Genomic DNA, 18124 nt, shown 5'->3' with positions numbered 1-18124 from the left:
GAGCGTGAACTGGTCGAAGACGTTCAAATCGCTTCCGAAGCCGACAACATAGCCTGCGCCAGCAGCAACCGATCCAATGATATCGGCATCATCGGCCAGCAGATGATAATACCGCGCCTTGCCGTAGATCTTGTAGTACTGCGAATCGCCGCCCAAACCGGCAATTTCGTTCGTCAGCGTCGCGTACACGCCTTCACGCGGCAGCGTCATGTCATCGAGCGTGTTGTAGGTGAGCGTGTTGGAAACCGATGAACGGATCCACGGCCCGTCAGTGACCAGGTGCTGATAGGTGTCAGACAGATCGCTCAGGTCGTTGCCGTCGGCGTCGTAATCCATCCGCTTGAAGTTGTAGCGGAACGTCGTCGCCAGATCTTCCGTGATCGGCGCCGTCGTACGAAGAATGGCGCTGTCTTCCGTATAGTCGTAGTTGTCGTTGCTCGAGGTTTGGCTGTGATTGAGGTCGAAGCCGGTCGCCAGACGATAACCCAGGAAGTAAGGCTCAGTGAAGCTCAAGCCGTAAGACTGCGATCCTTCGACGCCGCCACCAGCAGAAACCCTGATGTATTGGCCGCGACCGAGGAAGTTCTTTTCCTCGATAGAGGCTTCCAGGAGCAGGCCGTCGCCGCCAGCGGCGTAACCGGCACCGATACCGAACGAACCCGTCGACTGATCCTGAACATCGACGACGACCACGACGCGGTCAGGCGAACTGCCGGGCTGGGTCGTGATATTGACCGACGAGAAGAAGCCGAGCGCCTCAAGACGACGCTTCGCCTTGGTGATCATCTGCTGATTGAAGGCGTCGCCTTCGCTCATGTCGAACTCGCGACGGATGACGTAGTCACGCGTGCGGCTGTTACCGCGAATCTCGATGCGTTCGATGTAAGCACGCTCGCCCTGATCGACGAGATATTCGACACCGATGGTATTGTTGCCGAGATCGCGATTGCCGCGAGGCGTCACACGCGCGAATGGGTAGCCCGCCGAAGCAACCTGGTCCGAAATGGCTTCGATGGATCGCTGGACGTCCTTGGCGCTATAGACCTCGCCCTCGTGCGTCGTCACCAGGCCTTGAAGCTGATCGGCGCTGACGCCCTCGACCGTCGACTGCACGGTGATGGGACCAAAGTTGTAACGCGGCCCCTCCTCCATATTGAAGGTCAGCGTGTACTTGTTGGTGGTCTCGTCGAAAGAGGCGTCCGAAGAGATAATCTTGAAGTCGGCATAACCGCGGTTGAAATAGAACTGGCGCAGCGCCTCTTCGTCGGCATGAAGGCGATCTTCGTTGTAAACGTCCTTGCGGGTCAGGAACGACAGGAAGTTCGAGCGCTTGGTGCTGATTACGGCAGCGAGGCGGCTGGAGCTGTAGGCGTTATTGCCTACGAAATTGATACCTGCGATCTTCGTGCGATCGCCTTCATCGATGACGAAGGCAAGGTTCACGCGGCCTTCGCCGAGCGGAACGACCTGCGTCGTCACCTGAACTTCACTACGGCCGGTCGCAGCGTAGGCTTCCTTGATCGCCGCGATGTCTGCCTGGATCTGCGCATCGTTGTAAGGACCGGCTGCGTGTGTCTGCACCACGGTCGCAAGCTTGTCGTCCTTGATCTTGCGGTTGCCGTTGAAGACGACCTGATTGACGAGCTGAGCTTCCTCGACGGTAACGACGAGCGTGCTACCGGAGACCGAAATCTTCACGTCGGAGAAATAGCCGGTGCCGTAGAGCTGCTTCACCGAGTCATCGATGTCGGTGTTTGAAAAACTCTTGCCGGGGGTGATCGTAAGATTGGACCGGACGGCTTCGGCGCCAACGCGGCTGGCTCCGCGCACGTCGATACGCTGGATAACGGCTGCTTCCGCAGCAGTCGCGGAAACGATCGTAATTGCACCTGCGCCCGAAGCAACGATACCTGCAGACAGCGCAACCGCCGATACTGCGTTCAAAAATCTTGAACCAGCCTTCATTTCACCCATTACCTTTTTTCTCGTCCCCGTCTCCGGGCGAACCCGATTCCGGCACGTGTGTCGTTTTACCCGCTTTTGCCCTACAAGCAAGGTAGCGAGTTAATTTCTGTTTACTTCATTTCGAAGCGTGACCCATTCGCCACTACAGCTTTGAAACATCGTAAATAAACGGTAATTTCCCTCCACCAAGCGCGTCAGCCAATCAACGCGCTGATGTCATTCCAGGTAGCAAAAACCATCAGGGAAAGGACCATAGCCAAGCCAATGCGGAATGCAATTTCCTGAGCCGATGCTCCCAAAGGTTTTCCCCTAACTGCCTCAATCGCATAGAACATCAGATGGCCGCCATCAAGTACCGGAACTGGCATCAAATTCAGTAGTCCGATGGAAACCGACAATACTGCAGCGAGCTGAAGCAAGGCAGCAACACCTAGCGTTGCCATCTGGCCCGAAGCTTGCGCTACGCGGATGGGACCTCCGAGCTGATCAGGCTTCATATAGCCCTCAAAGAGATTGCCGATATACTTGAAGGTGCCGGTGACGATATACCAGGTCTGGACCGTACCCTCCCGCAGCGCCGCGAGCGGCGTATACGTCTGCACGCGGAAATGGCCGACTTCCTGGTTCGTGACGATGCCGATCAGGCCGATCTCGATCTTGTTACCAAACTGGTCGGTCATGTCGGTGCGCTTCGGCACCATCGGCAGGTCCATCTTCTCGCCGTTTCGCTCGATCGTGACCACAATCCGCTGTTCCGGACGGATGCTGACGTAGCGCCGCACATCATCGAAGGTCTCGACTTTCGCGCCGTCGATCGCAAAGAGCAGGTCGCCGGGCAATATGCCAGCTTCGGCTGCAGCGCTTTGCGGCTTCACTTCGGCAACGACGGGGTCGGCGACCGAACGGCCGTAGATCGAAAAAAGCGTTGCAAAGATGATGATCGCAAGCAGGAAATTGGCGATCGGACCGGCCGCTACGGTCGCCGCCCGCTTCCAGAGCTTCGCCCCTGCAAATGAACGCTCACGGTCCTCTGGCGACATCGTTTTGAGCTTGTCCATATCAGGCTTGCTCGACGCATCTTCGTCGCCGAAAAAGCGCACGTAGCCGCCAAGCGGAATCGCCGAGATCTTCCACCGTGTGCCATGCCGGTCGGTAAAGCCCGCGATCTCCGGTCCGAAACCGACCGAAAAGGCAAGCACGCGAATGCCGCTCCAGCGGCCGACGAGATAGTGCCCCATCTCGTGCACAAAGACGAGCAGCGACAGAACCACGACGAAGGGAATGATGTAGCCCGTCAGAAAGCCGAATATACTGGTCAAGCCTTCCATGAAATCCTTCCGCTGCGCTCACGCATTTATCAGAGACCGAACAAGGCGGCGCCGAGCGGCGCCATGCCATCCCCTTTTATCAGGGAAAATAATGTCGCGAGCAAGAACGCCGCAAAACAAGCGACAATCAGCCCATCGACCCGGTCCATAACGCCGCCGTGTCCCGGAATGAGACGGCTGGAATCTTTTACGCCGAACCGGCGCTTGATGAAAGATTCAAACAGATCGCCCGCCTGGCTGCAGACGGAAAGAATGAAGGCGACGGCAGCCGCCATCAGCCAATCCGCCTCCGGGATGAAGAAATAGGCGACGAGACTGCCGGCGACAACGGCCGAGACCGCACCTCCCAGGGCACCCGATTGTGTCTTTCCCGGTGAAATCCTGGGCGCTAGCTTCGGCCCGCCGATTGCACGCCCAACGAAATAGGCAAGAATGTCGGTGGCCCAAACCACGGCGAAGACGAAGAGCATTGCATGCAGTCCGGCGGTGTCGGCACCCCGGATCTCGGCCAGCGCGATGCCGGTCAATCCCGCGTAGACCACGCCTGCCGGAAACCACCAGTTGGCACTGCGGGCGACAACGAAGCCGATCGCGACAGCGAAGAAAAAGACAAGCAAGCTCAGCGCAAAATCGAAGCGGCCGAGCAGGATCGCAACGGCAATCGCCGCCTGCCCTATCCAGCCCGCTGCATTCGCAACCGGTTGTTCGCCTTGCAACCGCGTGATCGTCGACCATTCATAATAGATGAGCAGGCCGATCACAGCCGACAGCAACCGGAAGGCAAAGCCGCCGTACCATGTCGCCGCAAGCACGATGATTGCCAGAACGACGCCTGAAACGACGCGAAGTTTCAGTTCCTGCTGCATCAGCTACCTACTGCGGCCGCCTGCGCCGAAATGCCCCCGAACCGGCGATCGCGCGCCGCGAATTTCTCAAGTGCGGCATAAAAGAGTTCGCGGCTGAAATCCGGCCAGTACTCCGGCACGAAGACGAATTCGGAATAGGCCGCCTGCCAGAGAAGGAAGTTCGAGAGCCGCTCTTCGCCGCTGGTGCGAATGATGAGGTCGGGATCGGGAATGCCGGCTGTGTCCAGCCGCGCATTGATGAGTTCGGGCGTGATGTCCCCCGCCTGCAGCCGTCCGGCCTCGATATCCCTGGCAACGCTCGTCATGGCTCGGGCGATCTCGTCGCGCGAGCCATAGTTGAAGGCAATAACCAGGGTCAGCGCCGTGTTGTCGCGCGTCGTCTCCTCAGCCTCGAGCAGAAGGTTGAGAATATCGCTGCGGAGGCTCTGCCTGTCGCCGATGATCTTGATCCGCACGTTCTGCGCATGCAGTTCCGCGAGATCCCGCCTGATGAAGGCCTTCAGCAACCCCATCAGGTCTGTGACCTCGGCTTCCGGCCGGCGCCAGTTCTCTGAAGAAAAGGCAAAGAGCGTCAGGTATTTAATGCCTGCATCCCCGGCGGCGCGCACGGTCTCGCGAACGGCCTCCACACCTTTGCGGTGACCCATTGCACGCGGCAGCCCTCGCTGCTTTGCCCAACGGCCGTTGCCATCCATGATGATCGCAACATGTTCTGGCATGCTCAAGAATGCTGGTTCCGACATTATCCGTCTGGTCTCCAGGGGCGCAGGAGAACGCCCTAAACCTGCATGATTTCCTTTTCCTTGTCCGCAAGCAAGCGGTCGATCTCGGAAATCATCTCATCCGTCATCTTCTGTACACGTTCGGACTGCGCACGGCTGTCATCCTGGCTCAGGACGCCGTCCTTTTCGGCCTTCTTGAGCCCTTCCATGCCGTCACGGCGCACATGGCGAATCGCGACCTTGCTCTTTTCCGCATAGTCATGGGCGACCTTGACCAGCGACTTGCGGCGCTCTTCATTGAGTTCCGGCAGCGGAATGCGCAAGTTCTGTCCGTCGACGATCGGGTTGAGGCCGAGATTCGATTCGCGTATGGCGCGATCCGTCGCGCCGACCATCGACTTGTCCCAGACGGATACCGAAAGCATCCGCGGCTCGGGCACGGTAATATTAGCAACCTGGTTCAATGGCAAGCGCGAGCCATAGGCTTCGACCGTGACCGGGTCCAGAATGTTGGCCGAGGCGCGGCCAGTGCGCAACGATGCGATATCGTGCTTGAATGCGGAAACCGCGCCGTCCATGCGGCGCTTCAGTTCCTTGATTTCTTCAGTCATAGTCGATGCTCCCGTCACTCTGACGCGCCGCGGTTGCAGCGCTGTCTTCTAGTCAGTTATCCGATACGATGGTCTTGAGGCCACCGCCCGTCAAGATTTCAGCAAATCCGCCCTTCTCGTGAATCGAGAAGACGATGATCGGAATGGAATTTTCGCGAGCAAGGGCGACGGCGGCGATGTCCATGACGGCAAGGCCCCTTTCGAGCACTTCCTTGTGCGTCAGGTGGTCGAAACGGGTAGCCGTCGGATCCTTCTTCGGATCGGCAGAATAGATGCCATCGACCTGCGTGCCCTTGAAGATCGCCTCCGCACCCATTTCGGCAGCGCGAAGAGCGGCTGCGGAATCCGTCGTGAAGAACGGATTGCCGGTGCCGCCGGCGAAGATCACCACCCGGCCCATCGAAAGATGATAGAGCGTCGCCCGCTGCGAAAAGCTCTCGCAGAGTTCCGGCATCGAAATCGCCGAAAGCACAACCGTGTCGACATTCAGTTTGCGCAGCGATGTAGCGAGTGCCAACGCATTGATCACCGTGCCGAGCATGCCCATGTGGTCGCCTGTCACACGGTCCCCGCCCTTGGAGGCGACCGCTACCCCGCGAAAAATGTTGCCGCCGCCGACAACGACACCGACCTCAACGCCCATCTTCCGGGCTTCGGCGATATCCGAAGCGATGCGGTCAGCCACCGCAACGTCGATGCCGAATCCCTGGCTTCCCATGAGCGCTTCGCCGGAAGCCTTGAGTAGAACGCGTTTATAGACAGGCTCTAACGACATCTTGGCTCCTTGTTTATTGGCATGACTGCCGGATACACGAAGGGCACCGCGTTGTCACGCGATGCCCCGCCGTTTTCACATTCTATAAGGTTTTATCAGCCCTTGGCAGCTGCTGCGACTTCGGCTGCGAAGTCGCTTTCTTCCTTCTCGACGCCTTCGCCGAGGAGCAGGCGGGCCATGCCGGTGATCTCGATCGGCGCGCCGGCTTCCTTTTCAGCTTCCTTGACCGCAGCACCGACCGTCAGGTCGGGGTTGATCACGAAAGCCTGCGAGAGAAGGGCAACTTCCTCGAAGAACTTGCGCATGCGGCCGTCTACCATCTTTTCAATGATGGCTTCCGGCTTGCCGGATTCGCGGGCCTGTTCGATGAAGACGTTGCGTTCACGCTCTGCAACGGAGGCATCGACTTCTTCAGCGCGGATGGCGAGCGGATTGGTTGCAGCAATGTGCATGGCGACCTGACGGCCGATGGACGTCAGAACGGCCTTGTCACCATTCGACTTCAGGGCAACCAGAACGCCGAGCTTGCCGATACCGTCGCCGGCAGCATTGTGGATGTAGGTTGCAACAACGCCGTGCTCAACTTCCACCTTGGCTGCACGACGCAGGGTCATGTTCTCGCCGATCGTCGCGATCGCGTCCTTGATGGTATCGGCAACCGGCTTGCCGGACGCCGGATAGGTCGCAGCCGAAATGGCTTCAACGGTGCCGTTGGTCGCCAGAGCAACGTTGGCGACGCCGCGAACGAGATCCTGAAAGGCGTCGTTACGGGCAACGAAGTCGGTCTCGGAGTTGAGCTCGACGACGACTGCCTTGTGACCGGCGCCAGCGATGCCGATCAGGCCTTCAGCAGCGGTGCGGCCGGACTTCTTGTCAGCCTTGGAAATGCCCTTGGCGCGCAGCCAGTCGATCGCTGCTTCGATGTCGCCGTTGGTTTCCGTCAGCGCCTTCTTGCAGTCCATCATGCCCGCGCCGGACTTTTCGCGCAGTTCCTTCACCAGTGCAGCCGTAATCTCGGTCATAAGCTTCCTCTTGTCGGTTATACGGTGGTCCGCAACGTGCCATGCGCCACCGGATTGAGGCACGAAATGTACCTGTATGTATGACAGCGTGATGAAGACGCGTCATAATAGAACTCGTTAGGCGGCCTGGGCAAAGCTGCCGCCTAAAAAGGTCAAGGCCGCCGGAGCTTCGCAGATCTCGCGCGGCCTTTCCCAATCCAGTCAAGCTGGACGGGCCGCAGGGCCCGTCCGCCTGGTTATCAGGCTTGAGCCTCGTCGAGCGCCGGCTCGGTCGGAGCTTCAACCGAAGCGCCGAGGTCGCGGCCCGATGCGCTCTGCTGACGGGCGATACCGTCGATGGCAGCACGCGAAACCAGGTCGCAGTAGAGAGCGATGGCGCGCGAAGCGTCGTCGTTGCCCGGGATCGGATAGTCGATCAGGTCCGGATCGCAGTTCGAGTCGATGATCGCAACGACCGGAATGCCGAGGCGCTTGGCTTCGTCGATCGCGATCTTTTCCTTGTTGGTGTCGATGATGAACATCAGGTCCGGCGTGCCGCCCATGTCCTTGATACCACCGAGAGCCTTGTCGAGCTTTTCGCGCTCGCGCTCGAGGTTCAGACGTTCCTTCTTGGTGAAGCCCTGGGCGTCGCCAGCGAGGATTTCGTCGAGCTTGCGCAGACGCTGGATCGAGTTGGAGATCGTCTTCCAGTTCGTCATCATGCCGCCGAGCCAACGCGAGTTGACGTAGTACTGAGCGGAACGCTTTGCTGCATCGGCGATGATTTCCGAAGCCTGGCGCTTGGTGCCGACGAACAGAACGCGGCCGCCACGGGCGACGGTATCGCTGATGACCTGCAAGGCGCGCGACAGCATCGGAACGGTCTGGGCCAGGTCGATGATGTGGATGTTGTTACGATCGCCGAAAATGTACGGCTTCATCTTCGGGTTCCAGCGATGGGTCTGGTGGCCGAAGTGAACACCAGCTTCCAGAAGCTGGCGCATAGAAAAATCAGGCAATGCCATGCCTTTGACTCCTTTTCCGGTTGAACCTCCGCAAGGCGAACAGCATCCTCTTCGAAGATGCCACCGGCGGAAAAATCCGGATTTCTCCCGGACAATCCCATGCCTTACGTGTGGAATGCGGGTGCCCTTACCTTCGATCGGCTAGAAATGCAAGACATTCGCGGAAAAAACCGCCACCGAGCTGTTCTAAATGCGCTGCGTCGCGCCGCGACACACAAATCGCGTCGACGATCACCCCGTTAAGCCGGTACTTGGATAAACTCAATCGGGCCGCCAGCCAGCGAATCGTCGAACACGGCGCACGAAAGCGTACCGCCAAATACGCATCCGCTGTCGACGTTCGTCCGGTTGGCGACCGTTATGGGATTCCGATCTGAGGGCGTGTGGCCGTGGCACAGATGCTTTCCCCAATAATCCGTCGAATAATCATCGGGCACCCTTAGCCAAAGCAGGTCGTCCGGCCTCTGCATATTGAGGGCGCGTTCCGGAACCACGCCGGCATGCACGAATATACGATGATCATCGACGTGCATCAAAGGCAGCTTGCCGGCCCAAACCAGATGCCCAAATGCTACCCTGCCGCCATAGGAAAGCTCGGTCTGGAACCCGCCGTTTTCGAGCCACCAGATATATTCCTCATCACTGCCATAGGCGCGCAGCATCATGTCCTCATGGTTCCCCATCAGACATATCCAGCGCCAGGATCCGCTGCCTGGTCCGCTCATTAGGAGATCGACAACGCCCTTGCTGTCGGGACCGCGGTCCACATAGTCGCCGAGGAAGACCACCGTACCGCTGTGCGCGCGGCCACCGATGCGATCCAGCATCTCTCTCAGTGGCTCCAGGCAGCCGTGAATGTCACCCACGGCAAACGTGAAATTCATGTCGACGCCTCCTGCGGGACATAACTTCACTGCTATGGTTGCGTTCCCACTCAGTCAGATGGGCAGGGCCAGTTGGCTGGGGGCTTGAGGCCGGCAGGAAGCTTGGTCGACGAATCCCCGCAGGTCAGATCGACCTGCGATTGTTGAAGCCCTGTTGCAGCGGAAAGATCGAGGCCCTCTATCCTCGTCAGGAACATGAAGGCGCGATCGAAATTGACGGGACCTCCCAGGGTTGCGCCGCCGAGGTCGGCACGCGACAGATTCGCGAGTGAAAATGTCGCGCCTGTTAGAACCGCCTGCTCAAAATTCGCGCGCCCGAGCTCGGCCTTTTCGAAATTGGCCCCGGAAAGCTGTGCGCCGGTGAAATCCGCCCGCTGCAACTCAGCGCTGACAAAGGATGCGCGTTGCGCCGACGCATGCTGGAATACCGCGCGGTAGGCCTCAATCTTGTCGAACCTGGCATTGTCAGCCTTTACGCCTTCAAGCCAGGCCCGCACCAGCGTTGCCTTCTCGAGGTTGGCCGCCGTGAGGTTGACATTTTTGAGGCTGGTCTGCGTCAGGTCGGTTCCGATGAGAGTCGCTTTCTGGAGATCGCTGCCTTCCAGCATCAGGTTCTTCTTGGTGCACTCGCTCCAGTCGATACCGGACTCAGGCGTGCGACGGCAATCGTCCGCCATAGCATTGCCGGCCGATACAACGGCGGTGACGACAAGCGCCATCAAGAAACCTGGACGTGCAGTTGATGGCAAGTTCTTCATACCCGTTCCCCTTGCCGGCAACGCCGGCTACCAATGGTGACTGAATTCTGATTATGCGCACGAAAAGGAAAGGCGAGGCATCATGCCTCCCGGAGTATGCGCCTCATCCGTTGCGGTTCACTTGCAGGTGTCCGCTTTCTTGTTGAGCATCTCCAGCTTCGCGAGCTTACCGGTCAGCACGAAGTCACCGTAGTCCATGGTAAGGTCGCGTGTAATGCCGTTCTCGTAAAGCTTGAAGGACATACGATAGACGGGCAGCGCATCCGATTTCGTATTTTCGTTGAAATAGGAGATCGTCACCGGCCAGAAGGCCTCATTGGCGAAAGCGCCGGCATTGCCCGCATCCGTCTCATCTCCGGCTACCGGCGTGACCTGCTTGCCGACGACCGTCGTCGTCGCCAACGCCTTGTCCCCATCGTCGGAGCCGTCAAAGACGCGAGCCTCGAAGAAGCGCTTGCCGGCCTTGGCATTCTCGATCACGTCGAGCATGTGCTCCGTCGGAAAGCGGCTTTGAGCAAGCTGCAGTTCCTTGCTCTGCGGGCGCTTCAGATCGACGGTCACGCCATCGGCCTTGTTGTTTGCCTCGCCGTTCACTTCCTTGTCGAGCTGGTCGTCGGTGAACGACTTCGTCTCGAAGGTAAACTTGCGGTCCTTCAGGTTCTCGAAGGTCTTCGTCTGCTGATCGCTGACACGCGTGCTGTCTCCGGTGTCGATCTGCGTCACGAAGCGAAAATTCGTCGTGAAACCTTCGCAATAATTGCCGTCGAACTCGTAAACCATGCGGCCAAACATGCCGGCGATACCGGAGCGTTCCGTGGCGTCCTTCAGCTCGAGGTCATATATCGCCCGGTGGGCGACAAGACCGGAGGCGATCGCCGCGCCGGACGCAGGTGCCCCAGCCCAGGCACTCGATGAGACGCCTGCGATAAGAAGAGCGGCAAGACTCGGTCGGAACATCCATTATCTCCTGTTGGACTCGGCCGCGATGATATAAGAACGCTTTCGGCCAAATCGAGGCTCGAAAATGTCACAGGCAAAGATTCTAGTCTCGATACATAGTTTTTTGAAGAACCTACAACAAAAAGCGGAGACGAAAATGTCGAATCAAATCGAGGCTCGCCTGAAGGAAATGGGAATAACCCTTCCGGAAGCCGCCGCCCCCGCTGCCAATTATGTTCCTTATGTGATTAGCGGCAACCTCCTCTATATTTCCGGCCAGCTCCCGATCGAAGGTGGCAAGGTCGCGGTGACCGGCCATCTCGGCAGAGATGTCGTCGTTCCCGCGGGCCAGCGTGGCGCTGAACTGTGCGCCATCAATATCCTCGCGCAGGCGAAGGCCGCGCTCGGAGGCGATCTCGGCCGTATCAAGCGCGTCATCAAACTGAACGGTTTTGTCGCCTCCGCCCCGGACTTCGTCGAGCAGCATTTTGTCATCAATGGCGCCTCGAACCTGATCGCCGGCATTCTCGGCGATGCCGGAAAGCATGCCCGCGCGGCCGTCGGCATGGCCGCCCTGCCCCTTAACGCCGCAGTCGAAATCGACGCCATCATGGAAATTGCATAAATGACCTCCGCTGCCTGGATCAAGGAACTGCCGGTCGCCCATCGCGGCTATCACGACACCAACAAGCTCGTCTGGGAAAACACGCTTTCTGCCTTCGCCCGCGCCGTCGAAGCCGGTTTTGCCATCGAGTGCGATCTCCATTATGCCTCGGATGGCGTGCCGATCGTCTTCCACGACGAGAATCTCGAGCGCCTCGGCAACATGAAGGGCGACATCCGCGAGCGCACCTCCCGGGAGCTCGGGCTGCTGTCGGTCGGCGGCACGGCCGACAAGATCCCGACGCTCAAGCAGCTGCTCGATCTTGTACAAGGCAAAGTCCCACTCGTCCTCGAACTCAAGGGCCGCGAGGCGGATGACGAAGGCTTCGCAGAAGCCGTCCTCGAAGTGCTGGAAGGCTACGATGGCAAAATCGCGCTGATGAGCTTCGATCATTGGCTGCTGCGCGATCTCAAGGCATTGAACGCGCCCTACCCGCTCGGGCTCACCGCCGGCGGCAACAAGCCGGAGGAATTCGCCAACCATGAACGGGCGATGGAGATCGGCCTCGATTTCATCTCCTATTTCTTCGCCGACCTGCCGAACGCCTTCATCACCGCCCAGCGTGCAAAAGGCATCCCGGTCATTACTTGGACGGTCCGCGACGAAAAGGCGCGCCAGCATACCTTCGAGCATGCCGATCAGATGACGTTCGAAGGTTTCGATCCCCGGGTTTCGGTTTGACGCTCGCTTTTTGGACAAAGTCATGCGCAGACTGAAGGAGAGCCAAAATCCTCCCCCAAACGGCCTCGCATTTGTTCCATGACAGACGAATTATCGATCCGCGTCGAGCGGTCCTTCACCGCGATTTCCCCGGAGAGCTGGTCCAGGCTTTCCGGGACATCCAAGGAAGGCAAGACGCTCGCCTACAATCCCTTCCTGTCGCACGCCTTCCTCTCGTCGCTCGAAGAGTCAGGCTCGGCCACGGCACAAACCGGTTGGCTCGGCCATCATCTTCTGTTGGAGACGGACAAGGGTGAGCTGATCGGCGCCCTGCCTGGCTACCTGAAGAACCACAGCCGCGGCGAATACGTCTTCGACCATGGCTGGGCGGACGCCTTCGAGCGGGCCGGCGGGCGCTATTACCCGAAACTGCAATGCTCGATCCCCTTCACACCCGCGACCGGCCCGCGGCTGCTCGTTGCCGAGGGTCTGGAGCGCCGGCCGATCCAGAATGCCATCGCAGAGAGTATGAAAGAGGTCGTCCGCCAGCTCGGCGTCTCGTCGGCCCATATCACCTTCGTGCCGGAAGACGAGATTTCCGTGTTCGAGAGCGACGGCTATCTGCACCGGACCGACCAGCAATTCCATTTCATCAACGAAGGCTATGCCAACCACGAGGAATTCCTCGAAACCCTCGCTTCGCGCAAGCGCAAGGCGCTGCGGAAGGAGCGCCGCACCGCACTCGAAAACGGCATCACCATAGACTGGCTGACCGGCAGCGATCTTACCGAACGCATCTGGGACGAGTTCTTCGCCTTCTACATGGATACGGGCGGCCGCAAGTGGGGAAGGCCCTATCTCACCCGCGAATTCTATTCGCTGATCGGCGAGCGCATGCCGGAAGACATCCTGCTCGTCATGGCCAAGCACAATGGCCGATATGTTGCGGGCGCGATCAATTTCATCGGCGGCGACACGCTTTACGGGCGCCATTGGGGCTGCATTGAAGACCACCCCTACCTGCATTTCGAGGTCTGCTATCATCAGGCGATCGACTTCGCACTTGCCAAGGGCCTCAAGCGAGTCGAGGCGGGCGCACAGGGTGAGCACAAACTTGCGCGTGGTTACCTGCCGGTGACAACGCATTCGGCGCACTATGTCGCCCATGCGGGCCTGCGGCGTGCGATTGCCGATTACCTCCAACACGAGCGCGAGGACGTGGAGCAGATGAACGAGATCCTCTCCGAGCACAGCCCCTTCCGCAAAGGCGAGCGGCAGCAGGAGGATTGACGTCCGCGCCTTTGCCGCGCTACCCGAGCACCGGAAAACGAGGAGATTTCGAGATGAGCAGCGCCGCTTACGATGACGACAATATCTTTGCCAAGATTCTTCGTGGCGAGATCCCGTCGCATCGCGTCTACGAGGACGAGCACACGGTCGCCTTCATGGACGTCATGCCGCAGGCCCCGGGCCATGTGCTCGTCGTTCCGAAAGCGCCATCGCGCAACATTCTCGATGCCAACCCGGCCACGATTTCGCATGCCATCACCGTCGTGCAGAAAATCGCAAGCGCCGTGAAGGACGCCTTCGATGCGGATGGCGTCCTGGTCATCCAGTTCAATGAGCCGGCGGCCGGCCAGACCGTGTTTCATCTCCACTTCCACGTCATCCCCCGCCACGAGGGCATTCCGCTGAAGCCGCATTCCGGCAAGATGGAGGATGGCGACGTGCTTGCAGCGAACGCCGAGAAGATCAAAGGCGAGCTGGGGAACTGAAGGGCTTCGCAGCACCGCTCAGCTGCATGTCCTCCCTCATTCCTGCAAAAGTTTGAGAAGCAATAAAAAAGGCCGCATCACTGCGGCCTTTCTTCAATTCACCTGCCGGTGACGATTACTTCTTGCGCGGCACCTTCGGCACCGTGCTGCCCTTCCTCGTCGCGCTCCTGACCTCGGCCTCGGCTTGCGCCCTTGCCTTCCTGGCTGGAGCCTTCTTGGCCTTTGCCTTCGTCTTCAGCTCGCCGTCATCCTCGCCGTCTGCTTCGGGATGAACGGTTTCGGCCTCCCGCTTCGGCTTGATCGGCGCGGATTCCGGAATGGCTTCCAGAACGATGCCGGGCTTGCCGTCTTCCTTCGGGCCGACCTTGACGTTGACGACGCCGCCCTTCTTCAGCTTGCCGAAGAGGATTTCGTTCGCCAGCGGCTTCTTGATGACTTCCTGGATCAAGCGGGCGAGCGGGCGCGCGCCCATCTTGTCGTCGTAACCCTTTTCCGCCAGCCAGTCGACCGCGTCTTCCTGCAGATCGAAGGTGACATTGCGCTCGGACAATTGCGCTTCGAGCTGCATGATGAACTTCTGCACGACCTTGTGGATCACCGCCGTCGGCAGCGCCGCGAAAGGGATAATCGCGTCGAGACGGTTGCGGAACTCGGGCGTGAAGAGGCGGTTCAGCGCTTCCTCGTCCTCGCCGGTGCGCTTGGACGAACCGAAGCCGATCGCAGCCTTGGCCATTTCCGACGCGCCCGCATTGGTCGTCATGATCAGGATGACGTTGCGGAAGTCGATCTTCTTGCCGTTATGATCCGTCAGAGCGCCATGGTCCATGACCTGCAGCAGGATGTTGTAGATATCCGGATGCGCCTTCTCGATTTCGTCGAGCAGAACCACGCAATGCGGATGCTGATCGACGCCATCGGTCAAGAGGCCGCCCTGATCGAAGCCGACATAGCCGGGAGGTGCACCGAGCAGACGGGAAACCGTGTGCCGCTCCATGTATTCCGACATGTCGAAGCGCAACAGCTCGACACCAAGCGAGGAGGCAAGCTGCTTGGCGACTTCCGTCTTGCCGACGCCGGTCGGGCCGGAAAAGACGTAAGCGCCGATCGGCTTGTTCGGCTCGCGCAGACCCGCCCGCGCCAGCTTGATCGAGGTCGAAAGGGCTTCGATCGCCGTATCCTGGCCATAGACCACCGAGCGCAGTTCCTGCTCGAGATTGGCAAGGACGGCTTCGTCATCCTTCGACACGGTCTTCGGCGGAATGCGAGCCATGGTCGCAACCGTCGCCTCGATCTCCTTTTCGGTGATCAGCTTGCGGCGCTTGGACGGCGGCAGCAGCATTTGCGCAGCGCCCGTTTCATCGATGACGTCGATCGCCTTGTCCGGCAGCTTGCGGTCCGAAATGTAGCGGGCCGAAAGCTCGACGGCAGTCTTGATGGCGTCGTTCGAATAACGCAGGTGGTGGTACTCTTCGAAATAGGGCTTCAGGCCCTTCATGATCTCGATCGCATCGTCGATCGACGGCTCGTTGACGTCGATCTTCTGGAAGCGGCGGACGAGAGCACGGTCCTTCTCGAAGAACTGGCGGTATTCCTTGTAGGTCGTCGAGCCGATGCAACGGATCGCGCCGTTGGAAAGCGCCGGCTTCAGCAGGTTCGACGCATCCATTGCGCCACCCGAGGTCGCGCCGGCGCCGATGACCGTATGGATTTCATCGATGAACAGCACGGCACCCGGATATTCTTCCAGTTCCTTGACGACCTGCTTCAGGCGCTCTTCGAAATCGCCACGGTAACGCGTGCCGGCAAGCAGCGTGCCCATGTCGAGCGAGAAGATCGTGGCGTCAGCGAGCGCTTCCGGCACCTTGCCTTCCACGATGCGCTTGGCGAGACCTTCGGCGATCGCGGTCTTGCCGACGCCAGGATCGCCCACGTAGAGCGGGTTGTTCTTGGAACGGCGGCACAGAACCTGGATGGTACGGCTGACTTCCGCGTTGCGGCCGATCAACGGATCGATCTTGCCGCTCTTGGCCTTCTCGTTGAGATTGACGCAATAGGCCTTCAGCGCGTCCTGCTGCTTCTTGGCACCAGTTTCCTCTTCACCGCCGCGCGATGCACTCGGCTTGCTGTCGGGCTCGCCGTCCTCGGCGCCGCGTGGGCTGCGGACTTCCGAAGAGCCGGGACGCTTCCCGATACCGTGAGAGATATAGTTGACGGCGTCGTAGCGGGTCATTTCCTGCTCCTGCAGGAAATAGGCCGCATGGCTTTCGCGCTCGGCAAATATTGCGACGAGGACGTTTGCCCCGGTCACCTCTTCGCGTCCCGACGACTGCACGTGGATCACCGCTCGCTGGATGACGCGCTGGAAGCCGGAGGTCGGCTTGGAGTCCTCGTCATATCCCGTGACCAGATTGGAAAGCTCGTTGTCGACGTATTCGATCAGCGTCTTGCGGAGTGCATCGAGGTCGACATTGCATGCACCCATGACAGCTGCCGCATCGGCATCGTCGATCAAGGCGAGCAGCAGATGTTCGAGCGTCGCATATTCATGGTGCCGCTCGTTGGCAAAGGTCAGTGCCTGATGGAGCGCCTTCTCAAGACTAGGCGAAAATGTTGGCACGTTTAGATCCTCACTTCTTTTCCATGACGCATTGCAGCGGATGCTGGTGCTGGCGGGCGAAATCCATCACCTGACTCACCTTCGTTTCCGCTACCTCGTATGTAAATATTCCGCATTCGCCGACGCCGTGGTTATGGACATGGAGCATAATGCGGGTGGCACTTTCACGATCCTTTTGAAAAAAACGCTCCAGAATGTGGATGACGAATTCCATCGGAGTGTAGTCATCGTTCAGAATGAGTACGCGATAGAGATTGGGCTTCTTGGTCTTCGGCTTGGTACGTGTGATGACCGAGGTTCCGCGATTTCCGTTGTCCCCGTTCCTTTCGCTATCGTTCTGCATCCGGATCGGCTTTACGATCATGTTCATTCATTCCTCGATCAGTCCAATGGTGCATGGGAGGCTGCTTTACCCACCGGATATCTGAAACACTAACTTAGTTCATAATGCATCGATTTTAAGCCCCTTGTTTCCGACTGCAATCACAATTCCGCAGGACCGGACGCAAAGACTAAAAAAGTCCCGCGTGGCTTCTTCCGAGGTTTGAGGAAACAAAAAAGACCGGCAACAGATGCGTTGCCGGTCTCCATTTTTCAAGGGGATGCGCTATTCGCGCCCTCGATCTTATGCGGCTGCGGGCGCTACCTGAGCTGCAGCTTTCGGCGCCCTGGCCGGCGGAGCGGCGAGCGGCGCTTCATAGGGCTTGTAGGCGCCCTTGGCGAGATCGGCATACATTTCGCCCATCTTCGTCGCCTCGGCGATGAAATTCTCGTAGGACGACTTGATGTAGCCGGTCTGGAGTTCGAAGACGGCTTCGAAGCTGCGAGCGCCCGACAGCGTCTCGAAGTGATTGACTGCGTCCTGGAAAGACTTCTTGGAAAAATCAGCCGCTTCGGTGGCAATCGCCTGGAAGCCCTTGGTGGTATCGGAATAGCTCTTCAGAACCGTATCCATGGCTTCCCTGCTCTTGCGGCTGGTTTCGTCAAAGTTGAACATGCCCATCCTCCATGTGTTGCTGGCTGGGAAACGTTAGCTGCACCGCATATATAGTCAAGCATTTTTTGTGCATTGCACAACCACTGGAGATTGCAGCCGGGGTTGCCGGCGCGCTATTAGGAACGAGCCGCGCACCTGCCTGGTTGATTTCAAAGATATATATCAGTCAGCCACAACCTGAGGCTTCGCCAAATATAATCACGAAGCCTTCATTCTCGCGCTTTGCGCCGATCAGCGCGTCAATCCATCAGATCGGCCGGAACCTTCCCGCCATTTTCGGACAGCCTCTTCATCAGCGCCTTGTGGAGAAACATGTTCATCTTGGCGGAATCGCTTGTGTCGCCTGAATACCCAAGCTCCGCCGCAAGCTCCTTGCGCTCGGACATGCTTGCATCCATGCCGACTGCCTTCATCAGGTCGACGATCGAACGGCGCCAATCCAGCTTCTGTCCACTCTTCTTGACCGCAGCGTCGAGAATAGGAGCAATATCGATGGGGGCCGCCGAAGCCGCAGGAGCCGGCGACGCTGTTGAGGAT

Annotated in this window: 19 protein-coding genes; 4 read left to right on the top strand and 15 right to left on the bottom strand. The window is 58.9% G+C overall.

The features are described from left to right. The 11 genes from bamA to ACPYOJ_RS29650 all read right to left on the bottom strand — a co-directional run. A partial coding sequence (gene bamA / locus ACPYOJ_RS29700) for an outer membrane protein assembly factor BamA (protein WP_481419451.1) occupies positions 1–1965 on the bottom strand: 1965 nt, incomplete at its 3' end. A gap of 194 nt (positions 1966–2159) precedes the next feature. Continuing rightward, positions 2160–3293 carry an RIP metalloprotease RseP gene (gene rseP / locus ACPYOJ_RS29695; RefSeq protein ID WP_481419450.1) on the bottom strand — a complete coding sequence of 378 codons (1134 nt, stop codon included), beginning with the start codon at positions 3291–3293 and terminating at the stop codon, positions 2160–2162. 29 nt (positions 3294–3322) lie between these two features. Beyond that, complete coding sequence (locus tag ACPYOJ_RS29690) at positions 3323–4159, bottom strand: phosphatidate cytidylyltransferase (RefSeq protein WP_481419449.1); 837 nt, start codon at positions 4157–4159, stop codon at positions 3323–3325. Beyond that, positions 4159–4902: an isoprenyl transferase gene (locus ACPYOJ_RS29685; protein ID WP_481419448.1), complete on the bottom strand. Its 744-nt coding sequence runs from the start codon at positions 4900–4902 to the stop codon at positions 4159–4161. The genes ACPYOJ_RS29690 and ACPYOJ_RS29685 overlap by 1 nt, the downstream gene beginning before the upstream one ends. Before the next feature lie 35 nt (positions 4903–4937). Continuing rightward, complete coding sequence (gene frr, locus ACPYOJ_RS29680) at positions 4938–5492, bottom strand: ribosome recycling factor (RefSeq protein ID WP_168832808.1); 555 nt, start codon at positions 5490–5492, stop codon at positions 4938–4940. Positions 5493–5544: 52 nt separating this feature from the next. Continuing rightward, positions 5545–6267 (bottom strand): UMP kinase, encoded by a 723-nt coding sequence (gene pyrH / locus ACPYOJ_RS29675; protein WP_168832809.1) that lies wholly within the window; start codon positions 6265–6267, stop codon positions 5545–5547. 95 nt (positions 6268–6362) lie between these two features. Continuing rightward, complete coding sequence (tsf, locus tag ACPYOJ_RS29670; RefSeq protein WP_481419447.1) at positions 6363–7289, bottom strand: translation elongation factor Ts; 927 nt, start codon at positions 7287–7289, stop codon at positions 6363–6365. A 239-nt stretch (positions 7290–7528) separates the two neighbouring features. Beyond that, a complete protein-coding gene (rpsB, locus tag ACPYOJ_RS29665; protein ID WP_481419446.1) occupies positions 7529–8293 on the bottom strand; it encodes a 30S ribosomal protein S2 in 765 nt (254 codons plus the stop codon). A gap of 239 nt (positions 8294–8532) precedes the next feature. Next, the gene (locus ACPYOJ_RS29660; protein ID WP_481419445.1) at positions 8533–9177 is read right to left on the bottom strand and encodes a metallophosphoesterase family protein; all 645 of its coding nucleotides are present in this window, start codon (positions 9175–9177) and stop codon (positions 8533–8535) included. Positions 9178–9227: 50 nt separating this feature from the next. Continuing rightward, positions 9228–9935: a pentapeptide repeat-containing protein gene (locus tag ACPYOJ_RS29655; RefSeq protein ID WP_481419444.1), complete on the bottom strand. Its 708-nt coding sequence runs from the start codon at positions 9933–9935 to the stop codon at positions 9228–9230. Between the two features lie 117 nt (positions 9936–10052). Further along, entirely contained in the window at positions 10053–10892 is an 840-nt protein-coding gene (locus tag ACPYOJ_RS29650; protein ID WP_481419443.1) for a cell envelope integrity EipB family protein, read from the bottom strand. A 139-nt stretch (positions 10893–11031) separates the two neighbouring features. Between ACPYOJ_RS29650 and ACPYOJ_RS29645 the strand changes: the two genes are divergently transcribed. From ACPYOJ_RS29645 to ACPYOJ_RS29630, 4 genes are all read left to right on the top strand, one after another. Then, positions 11032–11499, top strand: coding sequence for a RidA family protein (locus ACPYOJ_RS29645; RefSeq protein WP_481419442.1), 468 nt, complete (start codon positions 11032–11034; stop codon positions 11497–11499). Next, positions 11500–12219 (top strand): glycerophosphodiester phosphodiesterase, encoded by a 720-nt coding sequence (locus ACPYOJ_RS29640; RefSeq protein WP_481419441.1) that lies wholly within the window; start codon positions 11500–11502, stop codon positions 12217–12219. Positions 12220–12297: 78 nt separating this feature from the next. After that, complete coding sequence (locus ACPYOJ_RS29635; RefSeq protein WP_481419440.1) at positions 12298–13488, top strand: GNAT family N-acetyltransferase; 1191 nt, start codon at positions 12298–12300, stop codon at positions 13486–13488. 53 nt (positions 13489–13541) lie between these two features. After that, positions 13542–13973, top strand: a complete 432-nt coding sequence (locus ACPYOJ_RS29630; protein WP_481419439.1) for an HIT family protein — start codon at positions 13542–13544, stop codon at positions 13971–13973. A gap of 115 nt (positions 13974–14088) precedes the next feature. Here the strand turns inward: ACPYOJ_RS29630 and clpA are convergent, their stop codons facing one another. From clpA to ACPYOJ_RS29610, 4 genes are all read right to left on the bottom strand, one after another. Further along, positions 14089–16590, bottom strand: a complete 2502-nt coding sequence (gene clpA / locus ACPYOJ_RS29625) for an ATP-dependent Clp protease ATP-binding subunit ClpA (protein ID WP_481419438.1) — start codon at positions 16588–16590, stop codon at positions 14089–14091. A gap of 10 nt (positions 16591–16600) precedes the next feature. Beyond that, a complete protein-coding gene (gene clpS, locus ACPYOJ_RS29620; RefSeq protein WP_168832853.1) occupies positions 16601–16954 on the bottom strand; it encodes an ATP-dependent Clp protease adapter ClpS in 354 nt (117 codons plus the stop codon). Between the two features lie 261 nt (positions 16955–17215). Continuing rightward, positions 17216–17587, bottom strand: a complete 372-nt coding sequence (locus ACPYOJ_RS29615) for a phasin family protein (RefSeq protein WP_481419437.1) — start codon at positions 17585–17587, stop codon at positions 17216–17218. Between the two features lie 239 nt (positions 17588–17826). After that, the coding region (locus tag ACPYOJ_RS29610; RefSeq protein WP_481419436.1) for a DUF3597 domain-containing protein at positions 17827–18124 on the bottom strand (298 nt) is incomplete at its 5' end.

The sequence above is a fragment of the Rhizobium sp. SVR5-9E genome (genome assembly GCF_056755095.1).
This window is presented reverse-complemented; position numbering and strand designations above follow the sequence as displayed.

Bases quoted from the DNA above. Each gene is read 5' to 3' on its own strand.
- rseP (WP_481419450.1), bottom strand. From the start codon at position 3,293: ATGGAAGGCTTGACCAGTATATTCGGCTTTCTGACGGGCTACATCATT.
- ACPYOJ_RS29690 (WP_481419449.1), bottom strand. From the start codon at position 4,159: ATGCAGCAGGAACTGAAACTTCGCGTCGTTTCAGGCGTCGTTCTGGCA.
- ACPYOJ_RS29685 (WP_481419448.1), bottom strand. From the start codon at position 4,902: ATGTCGGAACCAGCATTCTTGAGCATGCCAGAACATGTTGCGATCATC.
- frr (WP_168832808.1), bottom strand. From the start codon at position 5,492: ATGACTGAAGAAATCAAGGAACTGAAGCGCCGCATGGACGGCGCGGTT.
- pyrH (WP_168832809.1), bottom strand. From the start codon at position 6,267: ATGTCGTTAGAGCCTGTCTATAAACGCGTTCTACTCAAGGCTTCCGGC.
- tsf (WP_481419447.1), bottom strand. From the start codon at position 7,289: ATGACCGAGATTACGGCTGCACTGGTGAAGGAACTGCGCGAAAAGTCC.
- rpsB (WP_481419446.1), bottom strand. From the start codon at position 8,293: ATGGCATTGCCTGATTTTTCTATGCGCCAGCTTCTGGAAGCTGGTGTT.
- ACPYOJ_RS29660 (WP_481419445.1), bottom strand. From the start codon at position 9,177: ATGAATTTCACGTTTGCCGTGGGTGACATTCACGGCTGCCTGGAGCCA.
- ACPYOJ_RS29655 (WP_481419444.1), bottom strand. From the start codon at position 9,935: ATGAAGAACTTGCCATCAACTGCACGTCCAGGTTTCTTGATGGCGCTT.
- ACPYOJ_RS29650 (WP_481419443.1), bottom strand. From the start codon at position 10,892: ATGTTCCGACCGAGTCTTGCCGCTCTTCTTATCGCAGGCGTCTCATCG.
- ACPYOJ_RS29645 (WP_481419442.1), top strand. From the start codon at position 11,032: ATGTCGAATCAAATCGAGGCTCGCCTGAAGGAAATGGGAATAACCCTT.
- ACPYOJ_RS29640 (WP_481419441.1), top strand. From the start codon at position 11,500: ATGACCTCCGCTGCCTGGATCAAGGAACTGCCGGTCGCCCATCGCGGC.
- ACPYOJ_RS29635 (WP_481419440.1), top strand. From the start codon at position 12,298: ATGACAGACGAATTATCGATCCGCGTCGAGCGGTCCTTCACCGCGATT.
- ACPYOJ_RS29630 (WP_481419439.1), top strand. From the start codon at position 13,542: ATGAGCAGCGCCGCTTACGATGACGACAATATCTTTGCCAAGATTCTT.
- clpS (WP_168832853.1), bottom strand. From the start codon at position 16,954: ATGATCGTAAAGCCGATCCGGATGCAGAACGATAGCGAAAGGAACGGG.
- ACPYOJ_RS29615 (WP_481419437.1), bottom strand. From the start codon at position 17,587: ATGTTCAACTTTGACGAAACCAGCCGCAAGAGCAGGGAAGCCATGGAT.